This is a genomic window from Massilia sp. IC2-476 (genome assembly GCF_020707295.1).
In the GTDB taxonomy this organism is placed as follows: Bacteria; Pseudomonadota; Gammaproteobacteria; order Burkholderiales; family Burkholderiaceae_D; genus Telluria.
The window spans coordinates 545,193-559,620 of sequence record NZ_JAJFER010000001.1 but is presented as its reverse complement, the minus strand read 5'-3'; the positions used below and the strand labels follow the sequence as shown (position 1 = coordinate 559,620).

The following is a 14,428-nucleotide window of genomic DNA, read 5'->3' as shown; positions in this document are numbered from 1 at the left end:
TGTCAGCGTTGTTTGTAGCGGGCGCCACGCGCGGCGTGGTCGTCCATCAGTTTCTGGTCGCGCTTGTTCTCGATCGCCAGTGCTTCGGCGGCGGCGCGTTCGTTCAGGGTGCGGTAGGACAGGCGCTTGCGCTCGCTCTCCTGCCATGCCTTCTTTTCCGTGTCCGCCTTGTACTTCGCGTGCTTGATCACTTCGCGCTGGCCAATGATGGCGTTGTCCAGCTTGCCGATGAAGGCCACGAAATTGTTATACGCAAAGGGCGTGATGCCTGCCATCTGCGCCGCGTCGAGCTTGCGGACGTACTCGTCGCGGTAGCCATCCAGCATCACCAGCTTCTGCTCGGCTTCGTCGACCGCCGCCAGGGCGGCGCCCAGGCGCTTGGCGATCGCGTCGGAATCGCGCTGTGCCAAGTCAATCAGGGTGTCGAGGGCGGATGCGGTGGCCATAATGAGAGCAGTATAGTGCCGCCAGGCATCGTTTCATCACTCGAATAGAGAGGTCAATTGCCCCAAGCTCTCCAGCATGCCCGCGTTGTCGTGGATTTCCTGGCACAGGAAGGCTTCGATCTGCTCGTGCTTGGCAATCGCCTGGTCCAGCACCGGATCGCTGCCGGCGGCATAGGCGCCGACGCTGATCAGGTCGCGCGAGCGCTGGTAGCGCGAGTACAGCTGCTTGAGCTTGCGCGCCGCCAGCTGGTGTTCGTGGGTGGTAATCCCGTGCATGGCGCGCGAGATCGACTGTTCGATGTCGATCGCCGGATAGTGGCCGGCCTCGGCCAGGTGGCGGTTCAGCACAATGTGGCCGTCCAGGATACCGCGCGCGGCATCGGCGATCGGGTCCTGCTGGTCGTCGCCTTCCGACAGCACGGTATAGAAGGCGGTGATCGAGCCGCCTCCCTCCTGGCCGTTGCCGGCCCGTTCCACCAGCACCGGCAGCTTGGCGAACACCGAGGGCGGATAGCCCTTGGTGGCCGGCGGCTCGCCGATCGCCAGCGCGATCTCGCGCTGCGCCATGGCGTAGCGGGTGAGCGAATCCATGATGAGCAGGACGTTCTTGCCCTGCTCGCGGAAGTGTTCCGCGATCGCGGTGGCGTAGGCCGCGCCCTGCAGGCGCATCAGGGGAGGCGAATCGGCCGGCGCGGCCACCACGGCCGAGCGGGCGCGGCCTTCCGGGCCCAGGATCTGTTCGATGAATTCCTTCACTTCGCGGCCCCGTTCGCCGATCAGGCCGACCACGATCACGTCGGCCGTGGTGTAACGCGCAATCATGCCCAGCAACACCGATTTACCGACACCGGTACCGGCGAACAGGCCGAGGCGCTGGCCGCGGCCGACCGTCAGCATGGCGTTGATGGCGCGCACGCCCACGTCCAGGGTTTCCGAGATCGGCGCGCGGTCGAGCGGGTTGATCGGGCGCGCATTCAGCGGGCCGACTTCGTCGGTGTTCAGCGGGCCCTTGCCGTCGAGCGGGCGGCCGGCGCCGTCCACCACGCGCCCCAGCAGCTGCATGCCGACCGGCAGATGGCGTGCGCGGTCGCTCGGGCGGCGGCGCGGGTGCTGCACCGTGCCCGGTTTCGGCAGGGCCGATTCGACCGGGAACACGCGCGACCCCGGCACCACGCCCTCGACGTCGCTCTGCGGCATCAGGAACAGGCGCTCGCCCTCGAAGCCGACCACTTCGGCCTCGATGCGCTGGCCGTTGGCCACGGGGATGGTGCAGGCGCTGCCCACGGCCAGCTTCAGGCCCACGCATTCCATCACCAGGCCGGCCACGCGCGTGACACGGCCGGAGACCTGCATTGGCTCGGCAAAGCCGACCAGGGAATCGCAGTCCTTGATGAAGGATTTCCAGCGGGCGGTGTGGCGGTCAGTCGTTGTCGTCATGTCGTAGGGTGGGCGGCTTCGCCGCCCACGCGGTGATACGTGCAATATGAAGTTTAGCGGTGGTGTTGACAGTGGTTGACCGCGTGGGCGGAAGATCCGCCCACCCTACGACAACCAGTCCACATTGCTCTGCAAGGCATGAGTGAGTCGCGCCCAGCGGGCTTGGGCCTGGGCATCGATCTGGTTGCTGGCGGTATCGACCTTGCAGCCGCCACGCGCCATGGCGGCGTCTTCGACGATGCGCCAGCCGCCCTTGACCAGCTCCTGGCCCATGGCCTGGCGCACGATCTCGGCGTCCTCCGGGTTCAGCGTCAAGGTGGCCGGCTGGGACAGCACCGGCAGGTAGCCGATCGCTTCCTGCACCACCGGCAGGATCAGTTCGGGGCGCACGTCGAAGGCGGTGCGCACCATGCCGCGCGCCAGGCGCAGGGCCAGTTCCAGCACGTCGTGGGCAATGGTCTCGTCGGCCTGCACCACGGCGTCGCTGAAGGTCGCGGCGATCGTGCGCAGGTGTTCCAGTTCGCCTTCGGCCTCGATCTGGCCGGCTCTAGCGCCATCGGCATAGCCTTCGGCATGGCCGGCGGCCCGGCCTTCTTCCAAGCCCTCGGCATAGCCCTCCGCACGCGCCTGCTCGCGGATCGCTTCCAGTTCTTCCGCCGTCGGCAGCACCACGTTCGGAACGATCTCGATCGGTTCCGGCTCCGGGGCCGGAGGAGGGGGCGCCATCGCGGCGCGGCGCGCCTGGGTGGACGGGCGCTCGTCGCCGAACGAGGTGAGTTCCCAGCGCTGGTAGGCGCTTTGCTGTTCCTTGGGGATCATCAGACGAAGGAATCCTCACCCTTACCGCCCAGCACGATCTGGCCTTCGTCCGCCAGGCGGCGCACGATCTGCAGGATCTGTTTCTGCTGAGATTCCACTTCCGACAGGCGCACCGGACCCTTCGACTCCAGGTCTTCGCGCATCATTTCGCTGGCACGTTGCGACATGTTCTTGAAGATCTTTTCGCGCAGGTCTTGCGATGCGCCCTTGAGGGCGATGATCAGCATTTCGGACTGCACTTCGCGCAGCAGCAGCTGGATGCCGCGGTCGTCGATGTCGATGATGTTGTCGAACACGAACATCTCGTCCATGATCTTCTGCGCCATGTCGTTGTCGTAGTTCTTGATGTTGTCCATGACGGCCGCTTCCTGCTCGCCGCTCATGAAGTTCAGGATCTCGGCCGCGGTGCGCACGCCGCCCAGCGAAGACTTCTTGATGTTCTCGTTACCCGACAGCAGCTTGGTCAGCACGTCGTTCAGCTCGCGCAGCGCGGCCGGCTGCACGCCGTCCAGGGTGGCGATACGCAGCACCACGTCGTTGCGCAGGCGCTCGGTGAAGTGGGCCAGGATCTCGCAGGCCTGGTCGCGCTCGAGGTGCACCAGGATGGTGGCGATAATCTGCGGGTGCTCGTTGCGGATCAGTTCCGCCACCGAAGGCGAATCCATCCACTTCAGGCTTTCGATGCCCGAGGCGTCCTTGCCGCCCAGGATGCGGTTGAGCAGCACCGCGGCCTTGTCGTCGCCCAGCGCCTTGGTCAGCACCTGGCGGATGTATTCGTCCGAATCCAGGCCGACGGTCGAGTGCAGGTTGGTCTCTTCCACAAAGGCTTCCAGCACCTTGACCACTTCGCCGTGCTGCACCGCCTTCATCTGCGCCATCGCGCCGCCCAGCTTCAGCACTTCACGCGGGCCCAGGAACCTCATCACTTCAGCCGCTTCCGCTTCGCCCAGGGCCAGCATCAGGATCGCTGCCTGGGTTACGCCTTCCTTGTCCTTGTCACTCATTTGATCCCAACCATGCTTTCACAACGTTAGCCACGATACGCGGGTCCTGGCGGGCCAGCTCCTGCGCCATTTCCAGGTTCTTCCGGTAGCCCTGGTTCCGGCGTTCGACTTCCTGTTCTTCCAGTTCTTCTTCGTCGATCTCGGCCGCCTCTTCATCCGAGATCTCGTCTTCCTCTTCCGGTTCCGGTTCCGGCGGCAGCGCGGTGACCTCGTCGAACTTCTTGATCGCCGGGCGCATCAGCGGCAGCAGGATCCGGTAGTAGAGGAAGGCCAGCACCGCGAACAGCAGCAGGTACTTGCCGATTTCCTTGGCCAGCGGCAGGTTGGCCGGATCGCGCCACCAGTCGAGCTGGGCCGGGGTGTCGTCCGGGCGGTCGACGCCGTCGAACGGGGCATTGGTCACGTTCAGGGTGTCGCCGCGCCCTTGCGAGTAGCCCATCGCCTGCTTGACCAGTTCGTTGATCTGGGCCACTTCGGCGGCCGCCAGCGGTTTGACGATGACCTTGCCGGTCTTCGGATCGATCGAGCGGCGGTAGTTCACGACCACGCCCACGGTCAGGCGCTTGATGCCGCCCATCGGGCGCTGTTCGTAGCGGATGGTCTTGTCGACTTCGTAATTGGTGGTGGCGTCCTTGCGCGTCGGCCCGCTGGCTGCCGGGGCGCCGGCGACCGGCTGGCCGTCGATCGGCGCGGTGGCCACGCCCGGCGGCTGGTTCGACAGCGCGCCCGGCACGCCGGAGGCGCCCGCGCCCGGCTGGTTCGACTCGGAGGTCTGCTGGCTGCGGATCGCCTGCGGTTCCGGCGGCGAGTTCGGCTTGTACATCTCGGCCGCGGTGTCGACCTGGGCGAAGTCGACCTCGGCGGTCGCTTCGGCGCGCACGTTTTCCTTGCCGACCAGCGGCGCGATGATCGATTCGACCTGCTTGATGATGTTCTGCTGGACCTGCTCGACGTACTTCAGCTGGGTCGCGTCCAGGCCCTTGTTGCCGGCGGCCTTGTTGCCGGTGTCGGACAGCAGGTTGCCGTTCTGGTCGACCACGGTGACGTTACCGACCGTCAGTTCCGGCACGCTGGAAGCGACCAGGTGGACGATGGCGCTGACCTGGCCCGGGTCGAGGGCGCGGCCCGGCTGCAGGTTCAGCAGCACGGACGCGGTGGGTTTCTGCTGGTCGCGCACGAACACGGAAGGTTTCGGCAGCGCCAGGTGCACGCGCGCGCTGCCGACCGAGCCGAGCGACTGGATCGAGCGCGCCAGCTCGCCTTCGAGCGAGCGCTGGTAGTTGACCTGTTCGACGAACTGGGACGTGCCCAGCTTCTGGTTTTCCATCAGTTCGAAGCCGACGTTGCCACCCTTGGGCAGGCCCTGCGCCGCCAGCTTCAGGCGCAGGTCGTGGATCTGCTCGGCCGGGACCAGGATCGCCGTGCCGCCTTCGGAAAACTTGTACTTGACCCCCATCTGGTCGAGCGAGGCGGTGATGGCGCCGCCGTCGCGGTCGCTGTAGTTCGAGAACAGCACGCGGTATTCCGGCGCCTGGCTCCACATCCAGAGCGCAATCATGATGGCGACGACCAGCGCGATACCGCCGCCGAGGGCAACGCGCTTGCCCATCGTCGTCTGCAAAAAGCCCTGCTTTTCCGCTTGCTGCTCGGAAGCCGGGGTGTCGATCAGTTCTTCAGCGACTGCTGCCATGGTGGGTTAACTGTCCAGGATGGAGGAATTAGCAGGATTATGAAGCCATAGGGCAACATTCAAACCCTGAAATAGGGGTGGAAATCCATGCTTCTTCACAGCAGGAAATTGTCTGGGCGCTGATATTCTGACAGCCTGAAAAAGTGGATGGCCTCACGGGCAGGAGAAAACGATGAGTATTGGCGGAATCGGCGGCATCGACAGCAGCCGCATCCAGGCGATGATGGAACAGCTGAAATCTGCGGCGACCAAGCCGGCGGCCAGCCCCGTCGCGCCCCTCGGCGTGGGTGGCGCGGGTAGCATTGCCCAACCGGGAGTCGCCAAGCTCGACTTCGCCGACGCACTGAAGACCTCGCTGCAACAGGTCAGCAATACCCAGAAAACTGCGGAAGAGCTCGGTAAGCGCTTTGCGATGGGGGATGATACCGTGAGCCTGTCCGATACGATGATCGCGATGCAGAAATCCAGCATCGCTTTCCAGGGAACCGTGCAAGTACGCAACAAACTGGTGTCAGCCTATCACGACATCATGAACATGCAGGTGTAAGCCTTGCAATGTCGAAAAGTAACCGGCCACTGGCCGGTTTTTTTTCGGCGCTGCGACGGCCGTCAGGAGCTGGGCGGCTTACCCTTGTGGCATGAACTGCACGGGCACCGCTTATGCGGCGCGGGTAGCGTTGCGGTGCAGGGTAACGGGGATGCTGGCGTCACGCGGGGCTGGTTCCGGCAGCAGCGTGGCCAGGGTATGGCGGTCTAGTTCGGCGAGGTAGGCGGCGGTGGCGTTGCTGAGCACGCCCTTGAGGCCGCAGGCCTTGACCAGCCCGCAGGGATTGCCGGCCGGGTCGAAGCATTCGGCCATGTAGAAATCGCTCTCGCTCTGGCGCACGACGGCGCCGATGTTGATCTCTTCCGGGCGGTGCGCCAGGCGGAAGCCCCCGTTGCGCCCACGGATGGTCTCGATGACGCCGTTGCGGCCCAGTTCGTGCACCACCTTCATCAGGTGGTTCTTCGAGATGTTGTGCAGGTCCGCGATCTCCTGGATAGTCACCAGACGGCCCGGGTTGCTGCCGAGGTGGAGCAGGGTCCGCAAGGTGTAATCGGTGAAAGAGGTCAGGCGCATGGTCAAGCGAGTATACCGCATACATGCTGTCGCCACCTCATGCAGACGGCATACATATCGACCAGTTATTACAAAGCATTACTTGCCTTGCCGTTCTTGTCGTTTCAATATGTCGGGAATCCGGACCATGCTGGTCCATCTCTTCCGTCGCCGTTTGCCGGAGCAAGCACATGCAACCGATCTCTTCCGCCGTCCATATCATGCACGCCGACCCGATCATGACCGTCGGGCTGCATGCGATCCTCGCCGACCAGCCCGGTCTGCGCGTCACGACCCACCTGCGCCAGCCCGAGGCGCAGCGCGTCGCGCGCGTCATCGTCACCGATTACGACACCGGCGTCGCGCTGGCGCGCCAGCCGCTTCCGGGCAACCCGGCGCCGGGGATCCTGCTGGTGACCCAGTTTGACAAGGAATGGGAAGTGCGCCTGGCGATGGATGCGGGGGTGGCCGGCTACCTGCTGCAGTCCTGCGGCACCGACGAGCTGGCCCAGGCGGTCGACCAGCTGGCGCGCGGCCAGCGCTACCTGAGCGAACCGATGACGCGCAGCGTCGCCGACAGCCTCACCCGTGAATCGCTGACCGGGCGCGAGACCGACGTCCTGCAATTGCTGGCCCAGGGCTGCTGCAACAAGTCGATCGCGCGCAAGCTCGGCATCGGCGTGGGCACCGTGAAGACCCACGTCAAGGGCGTCATGAGCAAGCTCGACGCCACCGCCCGCACCCACGCCGTGGTGGTCGCGACCCAGCGCGGCCTGATCCGGCCCGGAGGCGTCTGCCAGGCCTGAGCGTTTCAGGCGCCGTGCACCACCCAGCGGCCGTCGCGCTGGAATGCGGCGCGGTTCTTGCCGGCCTTCTTGGCGACATACATGGCGGCGTCGGCGCGCGACAGCAGCCGGTCGGCGCTGTCGCCCGGCTGGTAGAGCGCCATGCCGATGCTGGCGCCCGGCTCGGTAAGGCCGGCCAGTTCGGGGTAGGGCTGGCTGGCCGCGCGCAGGATCTTGCCGGCCACCTGGTCGGCATCCTGCCAGGGGTCGCCCAGGTGGTCGAGCAGGACCACGAACTCGTCGCCGGCCAGGCGCGCCACCGTGTCGGTGCGCCGCACCGAGGCCGCCAGCCGCTGCCCGAAGGCGGTCAGCACGACGTCGCCCGTTTCGTGGCCGCACAGGTCGTTGACCGTCTTGAAGCCGTCCAGGTCGATGAACAGCAGCACCAGCGGACGCGGCTCGCGGCCCAGTGCATCGATCGCCTGCTGCAGCCGCCCCATGAACTCGTAGCGGTTGGGCAGGCCGGTGAGAAAGTCGTGGGTGGCGCGGTAGTGCAGTTGCTCGGACATGCGGCGCTGCTCGGAGACATCGCGACCCAGGCAGAACATGCGACCGTCGTCGGCAACCCGGGTGCTCCATTCGATCCAGCGCCAGCCGCCGTCGGCATGGCGGAAACGGTTGCGAAAACCCATGACCGAGCCGCCGTGTGCGATTGCCTGGGCCTGTTGCATGGTGCGGCTGGCATCGTCCGGGTGGATGAATTCCATGAAGGGCCGCGCCATCAGCGCGGCATTGTCCCATCCGAGCAGTGCGCGCCAGGCCGGGTTGGCCTGGACGATGTAGCCGTCCGGCGTGGTGACGGAAAGCAGGTCGGGAGACAGGGCGAACAGGGCGTCGCGGTCTTCCAGAGCCTTCTTCTGCGCGCTGATGTCGACGATATGCACCACGATGAACTGCGGTTCGCCGCGGCTGTCCCGGCACAGCGTAGCGCTCAGCAAGCCCCAGATGAGCGCGCCGCTCTGCTGGCGGTAACGTTTTTCGAAACCGAACGAATCGGCCTCGCCGCCACGCAGGCGCGCTACCCAGGCCCGGTCTGCAGCATGGTCATCGGGATGGCTGATCTCGCTGCAGTCGCGCTCGAGCAGGGCGGTACGGGAATAGCCCAGCATCCGGCACAGCGCCGGGTTCACGTCGATCCACTGTCCTTCCAGGCTGAGCATGGCCATGCCGGCGTCCGATTGGGCAAACGCGGCGCGGTAATAGTCGGATTGAGGAGGCAGCATCGACAGCTCGGCACGTGTAATGGTGTCCGAGTGTAGCCGATGTGATGCTAGAAAGACAGCAAAATTGCTGAAGTGTAAATATTCTTTCGGGCTCAGGCCAGCCCGGCCAGGCGCGCATTGCGCTCGCGTTCCAGCTTGGTGATGTAGCGCTGCACACCCGCCATGCCGCCGCGCGAGATGTCGACGAACTGCAGGCCGATGCGGCGGTTGGTCTTGTTGTTCAGCAGCGTCAGGTCGAGCGAATTGCGCACCTGCAGCGCCACCGTGACCGGACCGACTTCCGGCAGCTCGATGCGGCAGTTCGGGATCGTGGTGCCGATCGTCGTGTCCAGTTGCAGCTTGTTGTCGAGGATCGCGATGCCGCCGCAGCTGATGTCGTGCAGGGGGAACACGGCGGTGCCGGCGCCCAGCTCGGGCGGCAGCGGGATGATCGCGCGCACCGGGTTCGAGACCGGGGTCTCCATGCGGTAGTACTCGCGCCGCTGCAGACGGATCAGCTTGGCCGGGATGTCGGCGCGCAGGGCGTCGCTGCCCTCGAACTGCGTATGGCGCAGGTTCTCCGCGCTGAACAGGATGCGGATCTTGTCGAGCGAGGTCTCGCAGCGTACCGCGCCGGCTTCGACGATGCGTTCGTTCTGCATGCGCTCGATGGAGCGGTCGAGGACCATGGTGTTGGTGTCCGGGTCGACGTCGAGCACGGTGGTGACGCACACGTCGGCCTCGCCCTTGATCAGCATGCGCACCAGCTGGTGCTTCTCGCCGATCTGGCGCAGCAGCGACGCGATCTCACGGCGCGACTCCACCTCGTAGTCGTGCCAGTTGTCCAGTTCCTGATTATTCATTGCTTGTGCCGGCGTTCGCCGCGTCGTCCTGGTTGAGGTGGGGCGTCGGATCGGGCGGGGGCGGAATCGCCGTTCCCTGCTTTTGAGCCGACTCAATATGATAAAGCCACGCCAACAGTTCCGCAATTGCGCGATACAGCGCGGGCGGAATTTCACGGTCCAGGTCCACGCCCATCAGCAATTGCACCAGATCCTTCGATTCGTGGATAAATACGCCGGCTTCCCGGGCGCGCTCCATGATCTGCTCGGCCACCAGGCCCTGGCCTTTGGCCACGACTTTCGGCGCCCCATCGCCGCCGGCATAGGCGATCGCGACGGCGCTCTGGCGCCGTGCCGGTGGGCCGGCCTTCGGTTCAGTCATCGGCCTGGGCGCGCACGTCGAAGCCGGCGAGCTGGGTGCCGGCCGCTTCCAGGGCGCCGGCCAGGCTGCCCGCATGCCGGCGCAACAGGGCGGCCGTGTCCGCGCTGCCGGCCGCGAACTGCAGCTGCAGGCGGCCGCCCGTGAGCGTCAGGCGCGCATCGAGTTCGCCCAGTTCGGGAAAGTGCAGGCGCAGGCGGCTGTGCCAGGAAGTCTCCGGCCCGCCGGCTTCCTCATGGCCTTCCCGGGTTTCGCGCTGCACTTCCAGCCGCATCGGCTGGCCCGGCCACAGGTTGCCCTGCCAGGCCAGCTGGGCCTGTTCCTGGGTCGCCAGCTGCAGGTTGATGAACTGGGCGGTGGCAGGGTCAGTCGGCAGCTGGCGCACGCCTTCGCGCGCCAGCTGCTGCTGCGGCTCGGCGTTCAGCTCGGCCATAGGACGGGCGCCCTGGGCCCACTCGGCCACGTGCGATTCGTAGAACAGGCCGCTTTTGCCGACGGCCTGCTGCAGGCCGGTCGCAATGCTGGCGGGGTCCGCCCCGGCCGCGGCCACCACGGGAGTGCGCCCGAGGGCGGCGCTCAACGGCAGCTCCGCCTTCTGGGCGGCGGCGAGCACGCCGCCGATGGTCTTGCCTGCCTGGCTCAGGGTGGTGTTGTTGGCTTCCGCACCAAGCGACTGGGCGCCGGCGCCGGCCGCGCCGGCCTGCAGCAGGGCGGCGGCGCGCCCGACCGCGGCGCCGGACTGCGGCGCGGCGCCTTCGCGCATGGCCAGCGGCGCCTTGCCCGGATCGGCGCCTTTCGGCAGCGGCGGGCCGGCTTCGCTGAAGACGGGATTGGCCCCGGTCCCGACCTGGAAGGTGGGACGCGGGTTGACGGAAACCAGGGTCAGCGGCACGTCGGCGCCGACCTGGGCGCCCGCAGGCAGCTGCATGCGGGCGGGGATGTTGGCGACCTTGACGACGAAGCTGCCGTCGGTGAGCTTGGCCAGGACTTCGCCGTGCAGCGCCTTGCCCAGCTGGGGGGCAAGGGCGCGCTGGAAGGCCTGCTGGCGCGGGTCATTGAGATGTTCGACCGGCAGGACCGGCCCGGTGCGCAGGACGGCGGAGACGAGCTCGCGCGGCAGCATGGCGGTGGGCGGTCCCTGGCCGGCTTAGACGCCGTAGGCGCGGGCGACGCGGCGTTCGGTCGAGGTGTTGTTGATCAGGGCAGACAGGCGTGCCATCCACGGGGTGGTGAGGTCGCGGATCTGGCGGTCGGCGGCGAGCATGCGGCGGATCGCGTCGACCTTCTTGACGCGCTGCGCGCCGGCCAGCGCCTGCGGCTCGTTGTCCTTCAGCTGGCGCACGTGGGCGGCGCACTGCTGCTCGAGCTCGGCCAGGCGGTCCCAGTCGCTGTCATTGGCGGCGCACAGCATCTGGTCGGTGATCACCGCCATCGTTTCGTACACCTCGACGATATCTTCGCTGGTCATCTGTGGCATGGTGTTCAAGCACTCATCAGGGTAGGGGCGCGCAGCGGCGCGGGAGCGGCGGCCTGCGCTTCGGCGGCGGCAGCCTGCGGGTCGATCGCGTTCCAGGCGTCGCGCAGCTCGGACAGCAGCGAATGCGCTTCTTCCAGGATCGCCGGGTCGTTGCTCAGGTTGGCCTTGAGCAGGCGCGCGCTGATGTATTCGTACAGGGCGTCGAGGTTCTGGGCGATCTCGCCGCCGACCTTCTTGTCGAGGGCGGCGCGCAGGCCGTTGTCGATGATGTTGATGGCTTTCGAAATGGCGGCGCCCTTCGCGGCGACGTTCCCGGCCTTCATGTTGGTGATGCCGCTCAGGATCGACACCATCGCGCCGTCGTACAGCATGACGATCAGTTTGTGCGGGGAAGCGCCGGCGACGCCGGTCTCCAGACCGACTTTCGCATAGGCGCCGACGCCGCGTTGCATGGTTCCAAACATCGTGTTCTCCAGGTGAGAGTGCTTTAGCCTGCGTTCGCGGTCAGCGCCGCAAGCTGCTGGGTCAGGTAGGCCGAGGTCGACTGCATCGACATCAAGGCGGTGTCGAGCGCCGTGAACTGGGCCCGGTATCGTTTTTCGACCGATTCCAGGCGCGACTCGAAACGGTCGCGGGCGCTGGTGATGGACTTCAGGGTGACGTTCAGGCCATCGGTCTTGCTGGTGAGCAGGCTGCCCTTGCCGGTGAAGCTGGACGCGAGGTTGGTCAGCTCGAAGGCGAAGCCTTTCGAGAAGCTGACGCTGCCGCGTTCGCCGGTGGCGCCGCCCGTGATCGAGATCTGGATGCCTTCCGCCGGCGAGCCGGCCGCCGCGGTCAGGGACTGGCCGTTGCCGGTGGCGGCCACGCCGCCGATCGTGCCGACCACGTTGGTGCCCTTGGCCGTGGTAGGCGCGCCAAACAGCTGGGCCGGGTCGTAGCCGCCGACGTGGCCGATCTGGATGTTCGAGGTCTCGCCGAATTTGCTCGAGGAGATCGAGATGCGGCCGTCGTCCTCGACCTTGGTCTCGACCGTGTCGCCGGCGCCGGCGAAGGTAGTGTTGCCGTTGATCGCGGCGCGCAGCATCGCGGCCAGCTGGGTATTGGTATAGGTGCCGGCTGTCAGCTTGATCTCCTGGATCTTGCTTTCGGTGACAGGGTCGGTCTGGTTCAGGGTAACGCGCCAGGTCGTATTCGGCGGGATCGTGGCCGTTCCCACGAGCGGGGCGCCGCTGCTGAGCGTGCCCTGGGTCGCGAGGGAGTCGACCTTGACGGCATAGGTGCCGGGTTTGGTCGCCGCGGTCGACTTGTCGAACTTGACCTGGCCGTCGGTGGCCGCGCCCATGGCCGCGAACAGGCCGCCGATCTCGGCGAAGTTCTCGTTGATGGCCTTGTTCAGCTTGCCCGTATCGACGGCCAGGTTGCCGTCCTTCTGGAAGGTGATGCCGACCTGGCTCAGGGTGGTGAGCTTGCCGCCCAGGCCTTCGACCGACGTGCCCAGCGCGCGCCGCAGCTGGCTCTGGATCGAGCGCACCGACGCGTCGCCCTGCAGGATGCCGGCGACCTTGGTCTCGGCGTTGTAGCCGGCCAGGCTCGAGATTGTCTTGTTGAGGTCGTTGTAGGCCTTGACGAAGTCGTTGACAGCGCTGGTCACCGAGCCGGTGTCGCGCGACACGTTCAGGGTCGTGCTGCCCAGGCCTGCGATGTCGAGCGAGACACCCTGCACCGCCTCGGTGACGGTGGTGGTGCTGCTGCGGATGTCGATCCCGTTCATGTTGAGCAGGGTGTCCTGGGCCGCGCTGGTCTGGGTCAGGCCCTGTACGCCGCCCGGATCGTGGCCGAGCAGGGCGGCGATGGCCGGATCGGGGTCGGCGCCGTCGACGCCGCCGACGCTGATCTTCATCGAGGACTTTTCGCCGGTCTTGTTCGAGGTCAGCACCAGGTGGTAGGGGTTGGTGCCGCCGTCGGACACGATGGTCGCGGTGACACCGATATTGGCCTTGTTGATGGCATCGCGGATGCCCTGCAGCGATTGGTCGCCGGTATCGAGCGTCACGACGGCGCTGGCCTGCGAGCCGTCCTGGCTGAAGCTGGCGCCGCCCAGGTAGCTGCCGGCGCTGCCCGCGGTCAAACCGGCGGCGGCCGGATTGGTGCCGCCGATCAGGATCTGGCTGCCGTCCTTCGAGGTCAGGGTCACGCCGGCGTTGGTGGTGGCGCTGGTGCCGGTGTTCGGCTGATTCGTGCCTTTGGTGCCGCCGGTCACGCTGCCGCTGCCGCCAATGACTTCGGCGACGGTCAGGTTGGAACCGTCCGTCGCGGTGAACTGCAGCGTGCCGTCCACGGCGCTGCCGGTGTAGCTGATGTTGGCGGCCGCCAGCGCCGCGCCGACGCTGCCGCCGCCCAGGGCGCTGTCGATCTGGGCGGCGCTGAGCGTGCCGGCGCTGGCCAGCGAGGCGATCTGCACGCCGCCCACCGTGAGCGCATAGCTGGAGGCGGAGTCGGTGGTGACGGTGTCGAAATCGGCGAACAGGCTGGCGGCGCTGGTGGCGCTGGCCTTGGCGGTCACGCCGGTGGTGTCGCTCTTGGCGTTGATGGCTTCGGCCAGCTGGACCGCGTTGCGGGTGGCGCTGCTGGTCGCGATGGCGGTGCCGTTGATGCTGAGCGCGCCGTTGCTGATGCCGCTGCTGGCGGTCGCGGCGCCCAGCGCGCCGCCGGCGACGCCGAAGCTGCCGCCGCCGATGCTGCCGAACTGGAAAGTCAGCGTGGTCTTGGCGGTGCCGCCGATGGTCGCGCTCGTGCTGGCGCGGCCACTGGTGCTCAGGCTCTGGGCCGACGCCATCTGGGTGACGTTGATCCGGTACTTGCCGGCGACCGCATCAGCCCCGGCGCTGCCGCTCAGGACATCCTTGTCGCCGCTGCTCGCGCTGAGCGCCTTGAAGGTGGCGGGAGAATTGAGGGAGGTGAGGGCGCCCTGGAAGGCGCCTACCGCCGCACTGACCTTGCTCAGCGCGCCCATGCGCTGCTGCAGGGCCGACGCCTTCTTGTCGAAGTTGGCGAGCGGCGCCGCTTCCGCCTGCATCAGCTTGCTGACGAGGCCGTCGACGTCGAGGCCGGAACCGATGCCCGATGAACTGATGCCCACTTTGTTTCTCCCGTGAAAGCGATAATGTAAGTCATTATCGACAGAAGCA

The 14,428-nt window shown here is 66.7% G+C and carries 15 protein-coding genes; 2 read left to right on the top strand and 13 right to left on the bottom strand.

The features are described from left to right. Nucleotides 1-2 precede the first annotated feature (2 nt). The 5 genes from fliJ to fliF all read right to left on the bottom strand — a co-directional run bounded on the left by fliJ (nt 3) and on the right by fliF (nt 5,396). Entirely contained in the window at nt 3-446 is a 444-nt protein-coding gene (gene fliJ / locus LK539_RS02565; RefSeq protein ID WP_227799339.1) for a flagellar export protein FliJ, read from the bottom strand. Nucleotides 447-482: 36 nt separating this feature from the next. Further along, on the bottom strand, nt 483-1,883 hold the full coding sequence (fliI, locus tag LK539_RS02560) for a flagellar protein export ATPase FliI (protein ID WP_373889505.1): 1,401 nt from the start codon (nt 1,881-1,883) through the stop codon (nt 483-485). Between the two features lie 105 nt (nt 1,884-1,988). Then, nucleotides 1,989-2,702, bottom strand: a complete 714-nt coding sequence (fliH, locus tag LK539_RS02555) for a flagellar assembly protein FliH (protein WP_227799338.1) — start codon at nt 2,700-2,702, stop codon at nt 1,989-1,991. Next, nucleotides 2,702-3,706, bottom strand: a complete 1,005-nt coding sequence (fliG, locus tag LK539_RS02550) for a flagellar motor switch protein FliG (RefSeq protein ID WP_227799337.1) — start codon at nt 3,704-3,706, stop codon at nt 2,702-2,704. The genes fliH and fliG overlap by 1 nt, the downstream gene beginning before the upstream one ends. Next, entirely contained in the window at nt 3,699-5,396 is a 1,698-nt protein-coding gene (gene fliF, locus LK539_RS02545; RefSeq protein WP_227799336.1) for a flagellar basal-body MS-ring/collar protein FliF, read from the bottom strand. The genes fliG and fliF overlap by 8 nt, the downstream gene beginning before the upstream one ends. 172 nt (nt 5,397-5,568) lie before the next feature. Between fliF and fliE the strand changes: the two genes are divergently transcribed. Continuing rightward, nucleotides 5,569-5,943 carry a flagellar hook-basal body complex protein FliE gene (gene fliE, locus LK539_RS02540; protein WP_227799335.1) on the top strand — a complete coding sequence of 125 codons (375 nt, stop codon included), beginning with the start codon at nt 5,569-5,571 and terminating at the stop codon, nt 5,941-5,943. A 111-nt stretch (nt 5,944-6,054) separates the two neighbouring features. Here fliE and LK539_RS02535 read toward each other — a convergent pair whose 3' ends face one another. Further along, entirely contained in the window at nt 6,055-6,516 is a 462-nt protein-coding gene (locus LK539_RS02535) for an Rrf2 family transcriptional regulator (protein WP_227799334.1), read from the bottom strand. Between the two features lie 170 nt (nt 6,517-6,686). On the opposite strand from LK539_RS02535, the gene LK539_RS02530 reads away from it, so the two are divergent. After that, nucleotides 6,687-7,301 carry a response regulator transcription factor gene (locus LK539_RS02530; protein WP_227799333.1) on the top strand — a complete coding sequence of 205 codons (615 nt, stop codon included), beginning with the start codon at nt 6,687-6,689 and terminating at the stop codon, nt 7,299-7,301. A gap of 5 nt (nt 7,302-7,306) precedes the next feature. On the opposite strand, the gene LK539_RS02525 is transcribed toward LK539_RS02530, so the two are convergent. The 7 genes from LK539_RS02525 to fliD all read right to left on the bottom strand — a co-directional run bounded on the left by LK539_RS02525 (nt 7,307) and on the right by fliD (nt 14,379). Beyond that, on the bottom strand, nt 7,307-8,563 hold the full coding sequence (locus LK539_RS02525) for a sensor domain-containing diguanylate cyclase (RefSeq protein WP_227799332.1): 1,257 nt from the start codon (nt 8,561-8,563) through the stop codon (nt 7,307-7,309). Between the two features lie 92 nt (nt 8,564-8,655). Further along, the gene (locus LK539_RS02520; protein ID WP_227799331.1) at nt 8,656-9,405 is read right to left on the bottom strand and encodes a flagellar brake protein; all 750 of its coding nucleotides are present in this window, start codon (nt 9,403-9,405) and stop codon (nt 8,656-8,658) included. Continuing rightward, on the bottom strand, nt 9,398-9,766 hold the full coding sequence (locus tag LK539_RS02515; RefSeq protein ID WP_227799330.1) for an EscU/YscU/HrcU family type III secretion system export apparatus switch protein: 369 nt from the start codon (nt 9,764-9,766) through the stop codon (nt 9,398-9,400). The genes LK539_RS02520 and LK539_RS02515 overlap by 8 nt, the downstream gene beginning before the upstream one ends. After that, entirely contained in the window at nt 9,759-10,886 is a 1,128-nt protein-coding gene (locus LK539_RS02510) for a flagellar hook-length control protein FliK (RefSeq protein WP_227799329.1), read from the bottom strand. The genes LK539_RS02515 and LK539_RS02510 overlap by 8 nt, the downstream gene beginning before the upstream one ends. Nucleotides 10,887-10,910: 24 nt before the next feature. After that, nucleotides 10,911-11,240 (bottom strand): flagellar protein FliT, encoded by a 330-nt coding sequence (locus LK539_RS02505; RefSeq protein WP_227799328.1) that lies wholly within the window; start codon nt 11,238-11,240, stop codon nt 10,911-10,913. Nucleotides 11,241-11,245: 5 nt separating this feature from the next. Then, on the bottom strand, nt 11,246-11,704 hold the full coding sequence (gene fliS, locus LK539_RS02500) for a flagellar export chaperone FliS (RefSeq protein ID WP_227799327.1): 459 nt from the start codon (nt 11,702-11,704) through the stop codon (nt 11,246-11,248). A gap of 23 nt (nt 11,705-11,727) precedes the next feature. Beyond that, nucleotides 11,728-14,379: a flagellar filament capping protein FliD gene (gene fliD / locus LK539_RS24525; protein ID WP_227799326.1), complete on the bottom strand. Its 2,652-nt coding sequence runs from the start codon at nt 14,377-14,379 to the stop codon at nt 11,728-11,730. Between the last annotated feature and the right edge of the window lie 49 nt (nt 14,380-14,428).